Here is a 13,956-nt window from a genome sequence, read left to right as displayed (position 1 = left end):
CCATGTTGCCGTCTGCAAAGACGCGGCGGGGTGCGCCGCGGTTCCGCTCAGTACGTCAGCGCCACGGACCCGTGATCGCGAACGTGGTGCCCGGTGTGTAGACGTTCACGTACATCGTCCCGTAGTCCGGTGCGAACGTGACGCCCGCGAACTCGCCCCACTCCGGTTCCTCCGGCGTCCCGATGTTCTGCCGGCCGCGCGCCATGGGGTAGACCTCGCCGCGCCGGGTCAGGCCGAACACATGCTGGGCGCCGCCACCGTCCTCACAGACCATCAGGCCGCCGTCGGGGGCCAGGGTGATGTTGTCGGGGACTCGCCGGGGAGCTGGAGGTCGGTGTCCGGGCCGAAGACGATGACCAGGGTGAGCCGGCGGCGGTGCGGGTCGTAGCGCCAGACCTGCCCGTAGTGGTCCGCCGCCGAGCCCTCGTCGCGGTGCGCGAAGCTGGAGACGAAGTAGACGGACGAGCCGCCCCAGTAGCAGCCCTCCAGCTTCTGGCCGTGCGTGATGCCCTTCCGGCCGAAGTCCTGGAAGCGGATGGGGGTTTCGGCGGCCTGCGGGTCCGGTACGGGCACCCACTCGACGCCCTCGAACACCGTCCCGGTCTCCCGCACGGCCGAGAGGTCGGGCACCCCCGGCACCCGCATGGCCTCCAGCCGGCCGCCCGCCCGCAGCGAACCCGTACCGCCCAGCGGCTTCTTCGGCAGGAAGCGGTAGAACAGCCCGAAGGGCTTCTCGAACGCGTCCTCCGTCTCGTACACCGTCCCGTCGCGCGGATCGATCGCGACGGCCTCGTGCTGGAAGCGGCCCATCGCGGTCAGCGGCACGGCGCCGGTGCGGCGCGGATCGGCGCCGTCCACCTCGAAGATGAAGCCGTGGTCCTTGGTGTAGCCGTTGGTGCCGGCCTTGTCCTCGGTCTCCTCGCAGGTCAGCCAGGTGTTCCACGGGGTGCGCCCGCCCGCGCAGTTCACCGCTGTGCCGGCGATGGCGACGCGCTCGGACAGCACCCGGTTGTGGCCGTCCAGCTCCAGGGTCGTACAGCCGCCCTTGCCCATCGGGTCGTACGTCAGCCCCTCGACCGCGGGCACCGGAATCGCGGCGTCCACCCGGTTCTCGTGATTCCGGACCAGCCGTACGTGCCCGCCCCGGCCGCCGAACGCGGCCATGCCGTCGCAGTGGCTGGGCACCTGGCCCTCGCCGGAGCGGAGCCGGTCGCCCTCCCGGGACAGCACCCGGTAGTGGAAGCCCTTGGGCAGGTCGAGCAGGCCGTCCGGGTCCGGCAGGAGCGGGCCGTAGCCCTCGTGGCCGCGTGCGGCGGAGCTGCCCGCGAAGAGTTCGGTGAACGCGCCGGTGAAGGCGATCGAGACGGCGGCGCCCGCGGCAAGAACGTTCCGCCGGGAGGCGGTGGGACGAGGTGCGACAGACATGGGCAACTCCCTGCTGGGGGACAGGTGACATGGCTTCGTCAAGAGCAGCCTTGCCCATCCGAGGCCATCCGTGAACGTTGTCACGCCACGCTTTACGGACCCGCGCCGACGCTCCGGGGTAGGGCCGGACGGAGACCGCGGCCGGTGTGAAACAGCTGTGTCCCCGGACCGGCGGCCCGGGGACACAGCGGGAGAGCGATCAGCCGAGCGACGCGCTCAGGGTGATCGTGGTGCCGGAAAGCGCCTGGCTGACCGGGCAGTTGGCCTTGGCGTCCTCGGCCGCCTTGACGAAGTCGGCCTCGTCGAGGCCCGGCACCTCGCCGACGACGGTGAGGTGGATGCCGGTGATGCCGGTGCCGGGCTGGAAGGTGACGTCGGCCTTGGTCTCCAGCCGGGCCGGCGGAGTGCCGGCGCCGCTCAGGCGGTGCGAGAGCGCCATCGAGAAGCAGCTGGAGTGGGCCGCGGCGATCAGCTCCTCCGGGCTGGTCTTCCCGTTCGCCTGCTCGGCGCGGGACGGCCAGGAGACCGGGTAGTCGCCGATCCCGGAGGAGTCGAACGTGACGACGCCCGAGCCCTCGGCCAGATTGCCTTCCCAGACCGTGTGAGCCTGACGCGTGGTAGCCATGCTGGTTCCCTTCGAACGGAATGCGCGGTGGTACGGGGACGGCGGGACACCGCGTCGTGCGCCGCCGGTGGTACGTCCTTACGCCCCCGAACCTACTGCGCCACCAGCCCCTTCGCGTCACGCGCCAGCGCCGTGAGACGGGAGATCGCCCGGAAGTACTTCTTCCGGTACCCGCCGTTCAGCATCTCGTCGCTGAACAGCCGGTCGAAGGGCAGTCCGGCGGCGAGGACCGGCACCTCCCGGTCGTACAGCCGGTCGGCGAGCACCACGAGCCGCAGCGCGGTCGACTGGTCGGGCACCGCCCGCACCTCGGTCAGGCACACCGCCTTCACCCCGTCCGTCAGCGCTCCGTACCGGCTGGGGTGGACGCGGGCCAGGTGGTCGAGGAGTGCCGGGAAGTCGTCCAGGCTGGCGCCCGGCGTGGCGTACGCGGCCTTGGTGACCTGCTCGTCCGAGAACGGCGCCGGGGCCTCGGGCAGACCGCGGTGGCGGTAGTCCTCGCCGTCGATGCGCAGCGGGCGGAAGTGCGCGGACAGGCCCTGGATCTCGCGCAGGAAGTCGGCGGCGGCGAACCGGCCCTCGCCGAGCTTGCCGGGCAGCGTGTTGGAGGTCGCGGCCAGCGCCACGCCCTCCTCGACCAGCCGGCTGAGCAGCGAGGAGACCAGCACGGTGTCGCCCGGGTCGTCCAGCTCGAACTCGTCGATGCACAGCAGCCGGTGCCCGCTCAGCGTCCGCACGGTCTGCTGGAAGCCCAGCGCGCCCACCAGGTTCGTCAGCTCCACGAAGGTGCCGAAAGCTTTCAGCGAGGGCGCGGCCGGGGTGGCGTGCCAGAGCGAGGCGAGCAGATGGGTCTTGCCGACCCCGTACCCGCCGTCGAGATACACCCCGCGCGGGCCGGACGGCTTGGTCTCCGCCTTCCGGCCGAACCACTTGCGCTTGCCGGAGCCCGAGGCGTGCGCCCCGCCGAGCCCGGCGGCGAAGTCGCTCAGCACCCGGACCGCCTCGGTCTGGCTCGGCTGGTTCGGGTCGGGGACGTACGTATCGAAGCGCACGGAGTCGAAGCGCGGCGGCGGCACCATCTCGGCGACCAGACGGTCGGCGGGGACGTGCGGCTCGCGGGCGCACAGGGACAGCGGGGCCGTTTCGGCTATGGGGCTGGACCCCGGCACGGCGTGGGAGGACGACACAACCGTCAAGCTTACGACCCGTGCCAGACTGCCGGACATGCGACGCCTGTTCCCCGTGACCGACCTGACCGCGGCCGACACCTCCGGCGAATGGAGCCTGGACCGCCTCGCCGACGCCTACGCCTACCCTGCCGCGGACGGCCCCTGGCTGCGCGCCAACATGGTGTCCACGCTGGACGGGGCCGCCCAGCACGACGGCCGCTCGCAGCCGATCTCCTGCGAGAGCGACATGCGGATCTTCGGCACCCTGCGCGGCCTCGCCGACGTGGTGATCGCGGGCGCCCAGACCGTACGCCAGGAGGGTTACCGCCCGGCCAGGGCGCGGGACGCCTTCGCGGCGCGCCGGGCGGCGGCCGGGCAGACCCCGGCCCCGGCCGTCGCCGTGGTCAGCGGCAGCCTGGACCTGGACTTCTCGCTCCCGCTCTTCGTCTCGCCGCTGGTCCCGACGCTCGTGCTGACCGGTGCGGGCGCGCCCCCGGACCGGATCGCGACGGCCCGGAAGGCGGGCGCCGAGGTGGTGATCGCGGGGGAGGGCTCGCGCGTCGACCCGGCCCGCGCCGTGCGGGAGCTGGCCGACCGGGGGCACCGGCGGCTGCTCACGGAGGGCGGGCCCCGGCTGCTCGGCCAGTTCGTGGCGGAAGGCGTGCTGGACGAGCTGTGCCTGACCGTCGCGCCGCTGCTCACGGCCGGTGACGCCCAGCGGATCGCGGGCGGGCCCGCCGTCGAGGTGCCGAAACGATTCGCCCTGGCCTCGCTGCTGGAGGAGGACGGCTTCCTCTTCACCCGCTACCGCCGGCCCTGAGGCCCCGCCGCACCCGTACGCCCCAGAGCTCTCCCCGTACGCCCCGTGCGGTGGCAATGAGCGGAATATCATGTTCCGGTTAGCGTTCCGTGGGCAGAATGGATCTCGCAGACCCCGTGCGAGCGCGGGGAAGGATGGTTTCGGCAGCGACCGGCGAACGGTCGCTGAAGAGAAGGGCTCCGTGGTGTTCACCAGCGTTTTGATGATCGAGAAGGCCCTCACCGCCGGGGACGTCGAATTCGTCACCACCCTGCACGGGGAGGAGCGCACCTCCTTCGTCGTCCTCATGCAGCCGCGCGGCGACCAGGCGGACGTCCTGCTGCGGGCCATCGACGACCTGGCGATGGGCGAACTGAAGGAAGCGGCCCGCGAGAGCGAGGAGCCCGAGGGCAGGAGCGCCAGGGAGTCGGCCGGGCTCGCCCTCGAAGTGTCCCTGGAGGCCCTGCGCCAGGCGGGCTCCGAGGCCGTCGGCCAGGTGATCGAGAGCCACCCCCTGGACAAGCTCACCTCGGTGGTCGAGGAGTCCCGGGCCGACGAGGTCATCGTGCTGACCGCGCCCCACTACGTCGAGGAGTTCTTCCACCGCGACTGGGCGTCCCGCGCCCGGCACAAGGTCGGCGTCCCGGTGCTCAAGCTCTTCGCGCACAGCGAATAGGCTGGGAGTCCCTACCCGTACGCACCTGGGAGAGACACGTATGGCACCCGGCATCCCCGCCGCCATGGAACGACCGCACTTCATCGGCATCGGCGGCGCCGGAATGTCGGGCATCGCCAAGATCCTCGCCCAGCGCGGCGCGAAGGTCGCGGGCAGCGACGCCAAGGAGTCCCCGACGGCCGAGGCGCTGCGCGCCCTGGGGGCGACCGTCCACATCGGGCACGCCGCCGGGCACCTGGCCGACGACGCGAGCTGTGTGGTCGTCTCCAGCGCCATCCGCGCCGACAATCCGGAGCTGGTGCGCGCCGGGGAGCTGTCGATCCCCGTCGTGCACCGCTCCGACGCCCTGGCCTCGCTGATGGGCGGGCTGCGCTCCATCGCGGTGGCCGGCACCCATGGCAAGACCACCACCACCTCGATGCTGGCCGTTGCCCTGAGCGAGCTGGACCTCGACCCCTCGTACGCCATCGGCGGCGACCTGGCCGGGCCCGGCACCAACGCCACGCACGGCGAGGGCGACATCTTCGTCGCCGAGGCCGACGAGAGCGACCGCAGCTTCCAGAAGTACGACCCCGACGTCGCGATCGTCCTCAACGTCGAGCTGGACCACCACGCGAACTACGCGTCGATGGACGAGATCTACGAGTCCTTCGAGACCTTCGCCGGGAAGATCGTCCCCGAGGGCACGCTCGTCGTCTCCGCCGACCAGTCCGGCGCCGTCGAGCTGACCCGCCGGGTCCGCGAGGCGCTGCCCGCGCTCACCGTCGTCACCTACGGCGAGTCGGAGACCGCGGACGTGCGCGTCCACAAGATCGCCCCGCGCGGCCTGACCAGTGAGGTCACGGTGATCCTGGGCGGGAAGTTCCTCACCTTCACGGTGTCCGTGCCCGGCCGCCACTACGCGCTCAACGCGGTCGCCGCCCTCGCCGCCGGCATCGCGCTCGGCATCCCCGCCCACAACCTCGCCTCGGCCCTCGGCACGTACACCGGGGTCAAGCGCCGCCTCCAGCTCAAGGGCGAGGCGGCCGGCGTCCAGGTCATCGACAGCTACGCGCACCACCCCACCGAGATGACCGCCGACCTGGAGGCCATGCGCGGCGCCGTCACCGACGCCCGCCTCCTCGTCGTCTTCCAGCCGCACCTGTTCTCGCGCACCCAGGAGCTGGGCACCGAGATGGGCCAGGCCCTCGCCCTCGCCGACGCCTCCGTGGTCCTGGACATCTACCCGGCCCGCGAGGACCCCGTCCCCGGGGTCACCAGCGCCCTGATCATCGACGCCGCGACCGCCGCCGGGGCCGACGTCACCGCCGTCCACGACAAGGACCGGGTCCCCGAGGTCGTCGCGGGAATGGCGACCCCCGGCGACCTCGTTCTCACCATGGGAGCGGGCGACGTCACCGACCTCGGCCCGCGAATCCTGGACCACCTGTCGAGCTGAAGGAGCCACCGTGCCGTACGACGTCGAGAAGCCGGACGAACAGTGGCGGGAGGAGCTCACCCCCGCCGAGTACGCGGTGCTGCGCAAGGCCGGCACCGAGCCCGCGTTCGTCGGTGAGTACACGGACACCAAGACCGAGGGCGTCTACTCCTGCCGGGCCTGCGGCGCGGAGCTGTTCCGCTCCGACACGAAGTTCGAGTCGCACTGCGGGTGGCCGTCCTTCTACGACCCGAAGGACACCGACGCGGTCGAGCTGATCCAGGACCGCAGCCACGGCATGGTCCGCACGGAGGTCCGCTGCGCCCGCTGCGGCTCGCACCTGGGCCACGTCTTCGAGGGCGAGGGCTACCCGACCCCGACGGACCAGCGCTACTGCATCAACTCGATCTCACTGCGGCTGACGCCGGACGCCTGATCCCGCTGGACAGGCCCTAGGTGTATTGACCACCAGCGTTAACAACGCTCGTGGTCAATACACCTAGGGCGTGTCCGCGAACCAGGAGCGGCCCTGGGCCCAGTGGGTCACCCAACCGAGGAAACCAGGCGTGCCCGGCATCAGGGACACGCCTGGTCGGGTGCCGAAGGGTATCGCGCCGTTCTCGTCGATCAGCCAGACGTGACCGCGCTGCGGACCGGTGACGATCAGGTGCCAGTACATGCCGCAGCCATCGGTGCCCAGCAGCAGTGAGCCGTGGTCGTACACGGGGGCTGCCAGGTCTTCGAACTCCTGATCGGACAGAGTCGCCTCGTCGTCCTCCGCCTCCCACAGCCACGCCGTCGTGAGAGGAAAAGGTTCTGCAAGCAGGCGCTCGGGGCGGTCCGAGCCCCAGTCCTCGGGCGTTTGCGCGAGGGGCAGCAGACCGTAGTAGGGCGGCCCGGCGCGCAGTCCGTCGCTGACCTCCGCCACGAATGTGCGGTACGGCTCCGGAAGCAGGATGCCGTGTTCCTCCTCGAAGGACCGCACCGCGACCGAGCCGATGGGCGGCAGCGCCTCGGGACGGGACAGGAAGATCTCGCGAAGGGCGGCCAACTCGGCTGGGTCACAGGCTTCCGTGTTCATGCCGATCATCATGCAAGGTCCGACAGAGACGGCCTAGAGGCGGCAGCTAATCTCCATGCCGTCGCCACGGGGAAGGTGACGCTGTGGTAGCCGTTGGCCGTGGCGCGCACATGGGCCAGGTAGGTGGCGAGATCGTCGGCCACGACGAGGGTGCCAGGAGCAAGGCGCGGCTCGAGAAGCTGAAGGACGGGCAGGCACAGGTGTTTCCAGCCGTCGAGGAACAGGAAGCCGCTCCGTGCCCTCCCGCCCGCCATGCTGTTGCCGTCAGGCGGTGTAGGCGCCCGCGTCGATGTCCTCGATGAGGCTGGGGCCGCTGGGCTGCCAGGACAGCAGCTGCCGGGTGGTCGTGCTGGTGGCGGTCATCGTCGACGCGAAGAAGTGCCCGACGAACCCGAAATGGGGCCCGGCGTCCTCGGGTGCGACGGAGACGACCGGAAGGCCGAGGCTGCGGCCGATGGCTTCGGCGATCTCCTTGGTGGTGACGCTCTCCTCGGCCACGGCGTGCAGACGCGTGCCGGCGGGGGCCTGTTCCATGCCGAGGCGGATGAGGCGGGCGGCGTCGGTGCGGTGCACCGCCGACCAGGTGGTGGATCCGTCACCGATGTAGCCCGAGGCGCTCTGCTTGCGGGCGGCGGCGGTCAGGAAGTTGACGAATCCCCAGTCGCCGCGGCCGTGCACGCTCGGCGCGAAACGTACGATCACCGTCCGCACGCCCTGGGCGACGTAGTCGAGGGCGAGGTTCTCGCTGCCGCCGCGGTTGGAGTCGGGACCGACGGCGGGTGAGGCGTCGTCCTCGGTGGCCGGCCGGCCCTCCACGAGACCGGACAGCGCGGACGCGACGAGCAGGGGCCGGTTGCTCCCGGCCAAGGCGTCCCCGAGCGCGGCGACGGCGGCGCGCTCGGCGCGGTCGGACTCCGCCGGGTTGCCCCAGTCGTGCTTGTTGGCGAGATGGATGACGGCGTCGGCGTCGGCCGCGCCGCGCCGCAGAGCGTCGAGGTCGTCGAGGTCGCCGCGCAGAGCAGCCGCGCCCTTGGCGGTCAGCTTCTGCTCGCCTTCCGGCGACCGGGTCAGACCGACGACCTCGTGGCCGGCGGCGAGGAGCTCGTCGACGACGGCGGATCCGATCCAACCGGTCGCTCCAGTGACAAACGCACGCATGAGCGTGGCCTCCTTTGCCCCCTGCGGGGGCTGTTGCGGGTGATGAGATGAGGAATCACCCCGGGCACGGCGTTGGCCGTACGGCGAACGGGGTGGCTGCTTCGCGCTAGAGCCGCGCTGCTTCGCGGCCGCGGCGGGCGCCTGCGACAACGAGGGCTCCTGCGAACAGGACGATGAGGGCAGCGGCACGCAGGGCGGTGTCGGCTCCGTGGGTGAAGGCCTGGCTGATGGCGGTGTGGTCCGACGGTGCGAGGGTGAGCGCTTCCTTGACGGTGCGCGGGACGGGCGAGTGTGCCTGGAGCGCCGCGGGGAGGCTGTGGGTGAAGCCGGCGGTCAGGATGGTGCCGACGACGGCCACGCCCAGGGCGCTGCCCAGTTCTCGGGTCGCCGACTGCAAGCCTCCGGCGATACCGGCCCTCTCCACGGGCAGGGCCGAGGCGATCTGCGCGGTCAGGCAGGGGGCGGCCAGCATGATGCCCAGACCGATCACGACCAGCGCGGCCGCGTAGACGGGGTAGGCCATGGTGGAGGCGTAGGAGAGCCAGATCAGGCCGGCGCTGCCCAGCAGGAAGGCCACAGCGAGTGTGGCGGCGGCTCCGAAGCGGCGTATCAGGGAAGGCACGTAGCGGGTGCCGACCAGTAGGGGGATGGTCAGCGGCATGATGCCGAGGCCGGTTTGCAGGACGGAGAATCCGCGGCCGTACTGCAGCAGTGAGGCGTTGACGTAGAAGAGGCCGAAGTTGCCGAAGAAGACGACCGTCATGCCGAGGCTTGCGCTGCTGAGTCCGGGGTTTCGGAAGAGCCGGGGGTCGAGCATGGGGTGTGCGACGCGCAGTTCGACCAGCACCCAGCTCACGCCCAACACCACGCTGACGGCGAAGGCGGTGAGCACGACGGCACTGCCCCAGCCCTGTTCCGGTCCTTCGATGATGCCGATGAGCAGGGCCACCACGGCCGCCACGAACAGCAGGGTGCCCGGCAGGTCCAGGGTGCGTTCGTGACGCGGGCTGCGCGGCGCTGACCGTGCCGCCCAGGCCAGGCAGGCCGCGGCGGTGACCGCGACGGCGATGAACAGAGTGCGCCAGGACCCGGCGGTCAGTACGGCACCGCCCCCGACGTTGCCGACGACCCCGCCGATACCGGAGGCCGCCGCCCAGACGGCCAGGGCGTGGGTGCGGCGCTCGGGGCGGTGGCGTGCAGCAGGATGCCGACGCAGTTGGGCAGGACGCACGCGGCACCGAGGCCGGTGACCGCGCGGCCGATCAGCATGACGGCCACGTTCGGCGCGGTGGCCGACACGATGGCCCCGGCCGCGAATACGGCGAGCCCGGTCAGGAGGGTTCCCTTGCGGCCGAGCTTGTCGCCGGCCGCGCCGGCGGGGATGACCAGGCAGGCGAAGATCACCACGTAGGCGTCGACGATCCACAGCAGGTCCGACGAGGTCGGCCGCAAAGCACTCGCCGCCAGTTCGGGAACGGCCAGGTTGATCGCCGCGACGAAGCCGACCACCAGGGCGGTGCACACGCTCATGCACGCGAGGACCGGCCCGGACCTCTGTATCGGGCGCGCAGGACTTTCCAGCGCGGTGGAAGCCATGGCTCTCATTCCTTCTCGGATTCGGTGAACGGAGCACGGCGCAAAGCGCAGGTCGGAGGGTTCGAGAAACATTATTTCGAGGCACCGTGCACCGTAAAGCTAACACATGTGGGACACGGTGTCTCGTTTATAGTGGGGCCATGGTGGAGAGCAACGGCCGGGGACGGCCACGCAGCGAGAGCGCACGGACCGCCGTGCTGCACGCCGTCGACGACCTCCTGGTCGAGGTCGGATACGCGGCACTGACGATGAAGGGCATCGCTGAGCGGGCGGGCGTGGGCCGCCAGACCGTCTACCGCTGGTGGTCGAACAAGGCGGAGGTGCTGTACGAGGCGAGCGTGCTCGACGCCCAGCACGAGCTCGCGGCGCCCCTGAGCGGAGATGCCCGCGAGGATGTGAGGGCCTACCTCGACGCTCTGGTCACCTTCTTGACCCGTTCCCACGCCGGGGCGGCTTACCGGGCCCTTCTGGGAGAGGCGCAGCACGATCCGGACGTCGCCCTCCTGCTGGCCTCCCGCGACGTCCTCGAAGACAGTGCGGCAGGGGTCGTGGACGCCGTACGCACGGCCAGTGGCACGACCCTCTCCACCCAGCAGGCGACCGCGCTCCTGATCGGGCCGCCCTTCTTCCGCATCCTGTCCGGCCATGACGCGAGCGACATCGACACCGGGACTCTGGCCGACCGGTTCATGCGGGTTATGGGCTGTCCCTGACCAAGGCAACAGGCCGCACCCGTACCGGATCCGCCTGATCGGCTGCCCAGCACCACCGAAGGACAAGGAAGAACCCCATGACAGAGCTGCTGGGCTTCATCGCGGCCTCCCTGCTCATCATCGTGGTACCCGGCCCCGACCTGGCTCTGCTCCTGGGCAATACCGCCAGATCCGGTCAGCGCGCCGGAGTCGCGACAGCTGCGGGGATCATGCTCGGCCACGCCGTTCTGGCCGCGGCCGCCGTGGCGGGGCTCACGGCTTTGTTGACCGCCTCGGAAATCGGCTATGCGGCTGTGCGCCTGGCCGGCGCCTTCTACCTCATCCACCTCGGGCTCAAAGCCCTGATCGGATTCGTCCGCATGCGGCGCAGCAGTGCCGAGAGGAGAACGGCCGGCCACGACGCCCGGCCCGCCCGGGCGGTGACGGGACGCACCATGCGCGTCTGTGTGCGGCAGGGACTGATCAGCAACCTTTTGAATCCCAAGGTGGCGGCCTTCTACCTGTCACTCTTTCCCCAGTTCGTCCTGCCGGGAATGAGCACGACCGCGAACCAGAGCACGCTCGCGGGCGTCTTCTGGGTCCTGTGCCTGCTCTGGTTCGCGCTGGTGCTCACGCTCCTCGCCCGCATCAGGGCCCTGCTGCGCCGTCCTGGCGTCGAGCAGGGCCTTGCCGGAGTGTCGGGCGTGAGCCTGATCGGCCTCGGGACCGCTCTGGCTCTGCGCGGCTGATCCCGCGCCCAGGGCCTTTCGTTTGGATCAGGCTAGGCCCGCCGCACCCGCCCCGCGAGGCGGCGGCCCAGGCGGCCCAGGGTGCCGCGCTCGCGGCGGTTCCAGTCGCGGAAGGCGTCCGCCCGGCCGCTGCTGCCCGAGCGGGCGACCGCGTCCGCGACCGCCGCCACCCGGTCCGCGGGCAGCCCCCGCACCACCGGACGCAGCACCTCGTCGAGGAGCCCGGCGGCGGCCTCGGTCCACGTCGCGCCGGCGTGCGGGTGGGCCGTCCACACGGTGAAGCAGTCGGCCGCGTAGGCCGGGTCGGCGGCCAGCCGGGCCCGGACGCCGTCACCGCGCGCGGTCCGGGCGTAGGCGGCGATCAGGTCCGCGTCCCCGCTCCGCACGAGGGCGTACAGCTCCTCGTCGGGCCGCTCCGGCGCCAGCAGCCGCCCGGCCACCGCGTCGCACGCCTGCCCGAGCACGCCCGGCTCCACCGGCTCCGCCTCCGCGCGCAGCGCCCGCACCCGTTCGGCCCAGTCCGGCTCCGCCGCGCCCGAACGCACCTCGTCGGCGAATTCCAGTAGCTGGAGCGCCGCGCGCACCCGGCCCCCGGTCTCCTGCGGGAAGCCGCGCAGCAGGTCGTGGGCCAGCTCCGGGGCCGCCCCGTCGTCGGCACCGGCCGCGAGCGCGGCGGCCACCAGGAGCGACCAGGTGCCGGCCGCCCGGTGCGCGTCCGAGGTCGCCGCCTCAAGGAGCTGCCGGGCCTCGGCGGCCGTCGGCGCCTCCTCGTCCCAGACCAGGCCCACCGCCGTCCGCAGCACCAGCGGCTCCGCAAACGGGGAGACTCCGCCCGCCCGCAGGATGCGCTGGAGCGTCGCGACCCGGTCGTCGCCGCAGTCCGTCCTGGCCTCCGGCGCCCCGGCGCACATCCGCAGATGCGGCAGCGCCTGCGTGCCGGTGAACGGCAGCGGCACCCGGCTCAGCAGCCGCGCCACGTCGGCCGGGTGGTCCGGCGCGATCCGGTCGAGCGCGCCCAGCAGCGCCGTGCGCACATCGAACTGTTCGTCCATCAGCTCGAGCAGCGCGGGCGCCCAGCCCGGGGCGCCCTCCTCACCGCCCGTCAGCAGCGCGGGCGCGAGCCGGTCCACCACGGAGGGCAGCAGCTCGGCGCAGTCCACCCCGAGCAGCCGGGCCACCCGCAGCAGCTGCACCGTACGGGCCACGTCCAGGCCGACGCCCGCACCGCCCAGCTCGGTCACGATCTCGGGCCCCAGCACCCCGGCGACGGCCGCGCCCTCCGGGCCGCTGAACGCGGTGCGGCCGGGCAGCTCCAGCGAGCCGTTGCCGCCGCGCACCGCCTCGGTCACCAGCATCGCGGCGAGCGGGGCGGTGGTCGTCGCGGGGGAGCGGCCGTCGAGCGCCGCGAACAGCCGCCCGGCGGCGTCGAATTCGGGCCCCGAGCGGTCGTCGGTACCGGGCGCGGTCAGCGCCTCGACCAGCCGGCGCGTCCGGGCCCCGTCCAGGGCGTACGGCCGCTCGGCGGCCCAGTCCGCGGCCGCCGCGCGCTCCTCGGTGCCGAGCGGTATGCCGGCGCACAGGGCCGTCACCGCCAGCGGGCCCGCCGCGAACGGCTCCCCGGGCAGATCGGCGGCCTCCCGGAACAGCTCCGGCGCCCGGCCGCGCCAGACCCGGGCCGCCGTCTCGGCCCAGATGTCGCCGACGGGCCCCTCCGGGCGCGGACCGGTGCACAGGTGCACGCGCAGCCCGGAGTCCGTCAGCTCCTCGGCGTCCTCGGGCAGCACCCCGACCACCCGCTGCGCGGCCTCGCGGGGCGGCGGGTGTACGTGGTGAAGGTCAGCTGCTCGGCGAGCCCGTCCGGCAGGGCGAGCCCGGCGAGCGCGATCCACCGGGCGACGTCCGCGCTCTGCCGCTCGGCCAGCACGACCCGCTCGGGCCCGTCCGGGCCGTGCAGGCGGCGCAGGTCGGACAGCACACCGGCGAGCCAGGGGCCGCGCGAGACGGCGAAGTCGTTGAGCGCCTCGCGCTCCCGGGCCTCGTGTCCGGCCGGGGCGGGCAGCGCGGCGAGCGGGCCGGGCAGCGGGCGGTCCGGCGTCGCGGCGGCCCAGCGGGCGGACCGGCAGGCGGTGAGCGGGAGGGTGCCCTCGGGGAGCCGGGTGCCGGGGGGCAGGTGGACCGCGTGGGCGTGGAAGCGGACGGCGGAGGTCCGGGGGGAGCGCACCGCGACGGTCCGGGCCAGCAGCCCGCTGCCGTCGGAGAGCACGCTGAAGCTGTACGCCTCGGGCAGGGCGCGCAGGGCGGTGTCCGTGAGCCGGTCCGGTGTGCCGCGCGGCGCCTCGTACGCCAGCAGCGGTCCCGCCTCGGTCAGCACGGACGCGGGTATGGAGGGGTCGACCGAGGTGAAACGGGCGGCGGTCGGCCCGTCCTCGCTGGTCCCGTCCCCGTCCGCGGAGGTGTAGTGCAACTGCGCGAGGCTCATGCGTCGGCTCTCTTCGTCCCTGCCTGAAGATCCCCTGCCACCCGCACCCGCCCTCGCGGTGGCAGCGCCGTCCCGGCAGAGAGCGGCGAC

Annotated in this window: 10 protein-coding genes and 3 pseudogenes; 6 read left to right on the top strand and 7 right to left on the bottom strand. The window is 72.5% G+C overall.

The features are described 5' to 3' along the window. Positions 1-55 precede the first annotated feature (55 nt). From NEH16_RS05695 to zapE, 3 genes and pseudogenes are all read right to left on the bottom strand, one after another. Positions 56-1,425 (bottom strand): annotated as a pseudogene (locus NEH16_RS05695) (alkaline phosphatase PhoX). A gap of 199 nt (positions 1,426-1,624) precedes the next feature. Then, the gene (locus tag NEH16_RS05690) at positions 1,625-2,050 is read right to left on the bottom strand and encodes an OsmC family protein (RefSeq protein WP_265539768.1); all 426 of its coding nucleotides are present in this window, start codon (positions 2,048-2,050) and stop codon (positions 1,625-1,627) included. 92 nt (positions 2,051-2,142) lie between these two features. Next, positions 2,143-3,237: a cell division protein ZapE gene (gene zapE / locus NEH16_RS05685; RefSeq protein ID WP_265539766.1), complete on the bottom strand. Its 1,095-nt coding sequence runs from the start codon at positions 3,235-3,237 to the stop codon at positions 2,143-2,145. Between the two features lie 37 nt (positions 3,238-3,274). Between zapE and NEH16_RS05680 the strand changes: the two genes are divergently transcribed. The 4 genes from NEH16_RS05680 to msrB all read left to right on the top strand — a co-directional run bounded on the left by NEH16_RS05680 (position 3,275) and on the right by msrB (position 6,547). Then, entirely contained in the window at positions 3,275-4,039 is a 765-nt protein-coding gene (locus tag NEH16_RS05680) for a pyrimidine reductase family protein (protein WP_265539764.1), read from the top strand. A gap of 202 nt (positions 4,040-4,241) precedes the next feature. Further along, entirely contained in the window at positions 4,242-4,694 is a 453-nt protein-coding gene (locus NEH16_RS05675) for an indole-3-glycerol phosphate synthase (protein WP_265547077.1), read from the top strand. 40 nt (positions 4,695-4,734) lie between these two features. Further along, positions 4,735-6,132: a UDP-N-acetylmuramate--L-alanine ligase gene (gene murC, locus NEH16_RS05670; RefSeq protein ID WP_073966117.1), complete on the top strand. Its 1,398-nt coding sequence runs from the start codon at positions 4,735-4,737 to the stop codon at positions 6,130-6,132. Between the two features lie 10 nt (positions 6,133-6,142). Further along, entirely contained in the window at positions 6,143-6,547 is a 405-nt protein-coding gene (msrB, locus tag NEH16_RS05665; protein ID WP_161208250.1) for a peptide-methionine (R)-S-oxide reductase MsrB, read from the top strand. Between the two features lie 63 nt (positions 6,548-6,610). Here the strand turns inward: msrB and NEH16_RS05660 are convergent, their stop codons facing one another. The 3 genes and pseudogenes from NEH16_RS05660 to NEH16_RS05650 all read right to left on the bottom strand — a co-directional run bounded on the left by NEH16_RS05660 (position 6,611) and on the right by NEH16_RS05650 (position 9,880). Beyond that, positions 6,611-7,204 (bottom strand): SMI1/KNR4 family protein, encoded by a 594-nt coding sequence (locus NEH16_RS05660; RefSeq protein ID WP_265539761.1) that lies wholly within the window; start codon positions 7,202-7,204, stop codon positions 6,611-6,613. 252 nt (positions 7,205-7,456) lie between these two features. Further along, positions 7,457-8,350 (bottom strand): SDR family oxidoreductase, encoded by an 894-nt coding sequence (locus NEH16_RS05655; protein ID WP_265539759.1) that lies wholly within the window; start codon positions 8,348-8,350, stop codon positions 7,457-7,459. A gap of 106 nt (positions 8,351-8,456) precedes the next feature. Further along, a pseudogene (locus NEH16_RS05650) lies at positions 8,457-9,880 on the bottom strand (MFS transporter). A gap of 206 nt (positions 9,881-10,086) precedes the next feature. On the opposite strand from NEH16_RS05650, the gene NEH16_RS05645 reads away from it, so the two are divergent. Together NEH16_RS05645 and NEH16_RS05640 are read left to right on the top strand one after the other, a co-directional pair. Further along, entirely contained in the window at positions 10,087-10,659 is a 573-nt protein-coding gene (locus tag NEH16_RS05645) for a TetR/AcrR family transcriptional regulator (protein ID WP_265539757.1), read from the top strand. 77 nt (positions 10,660-10,736) lie between these two features. Further along, the gene (locus NEH16_RS05640; RefSeq protein ID WP_265539755.1) at positions 10,737-11,387 is read left to right on the top strand and encodes a LysE family translocator; all 651 of its coding nucleotides are present in this window, start codon (positions 10,737-10,739) and stop codon (positions 11,385-11,387) included. A gap of 32 nt (positions 11,388-11,419) precedes the next feature. On the opposite strand, the pseudogene NEH16_RS05635 reads toward NEH16_RS05640, so the two are convergent. Beyond that, positions 11,420-13,866 (bottom strand): annotated as a pseudogene (locus NEH16_RS05635) (GTPase-associated protein 1-related protein). Positions 13,867-13,956 lie beyond the last annotated feature (90 nt).

The sequence above is a fragment of the Streptomyces drozdowiczii genome, assembly GCF_026167665.1.
GTDB lineage: Bacteria > Actinomycetota > Actinomycetes > Streptomycetales > Streptomycetaceae > Streptomyces > Streptomyces drozdowiczii_A.
Note: the sequence above shows the minus strand (reverse complement) of the source record. Positions and strands in the feature narration are given on the sequence as shown.

What these genes read in the sequence shown, in the direction of transcription:
- NEH16_RS05690 (WP_265539768.1), bottom strand. Translation starts at nt 2,050, where the DNA reads ATGGCTACCACGCGTCAGGCTCACACGGTCTGGGAAGGCAATCTGGCC.
- NEH16_RS05680 (WP_265539764.1), top strand. Translation starts at nt 3,275, where the DNA reads ATGCGACGCCTGTTCCCCGTGACCGACCTGACCGCGGCCGACACCTCC.
- NEH16_RS05675 (WP_265547077.1), top strand. Translation starts at nt 4,242, where the DNA reads ATGATCGAGAAGGCCCTCACCGCCGGGGACGTCGAATTCGTCACCACC.
- murC (WP_073966117.1), top strand. Translation starts at nt 4,735, where the DNA reads ATGGCACCCGGCATCCCCGCCGCCATGGAACGACCGCACTTCATCGGC.
- NEH16_RS05660 (WP_265539761.1), bottom strand. Translation starts at nt 7,204, where the DNA reads ATGATGATCGGCATGAACACGGAAGCCTGTGACCCAGCCGAGTTGGCC.
- NEH16_RS05655 (WP_265539759.1), bottom strand. Translation starts at nt 8,350, where the DNA reads ATGCGTGCGTTTGTCACTGGAGCGACCGGTTGGATCGGATCCGCCGTC.
- NEH16_RS05645 (WP_265539757.1), top strand. Translation starts at nt 10,087, where the DNA reads ATGGTGGAGAGCAACGGCCGGGGACGGCCACGCAGCGAGAGCGCACGG.
- NEH16_RS05640 (WP_265539755.1), top strand. Translation starts at nt 10,737, where the DNA reads ATGACAGAGCTGCTGGGCTTCATCGCGGCCTCCCTGCTCATCATCGTG.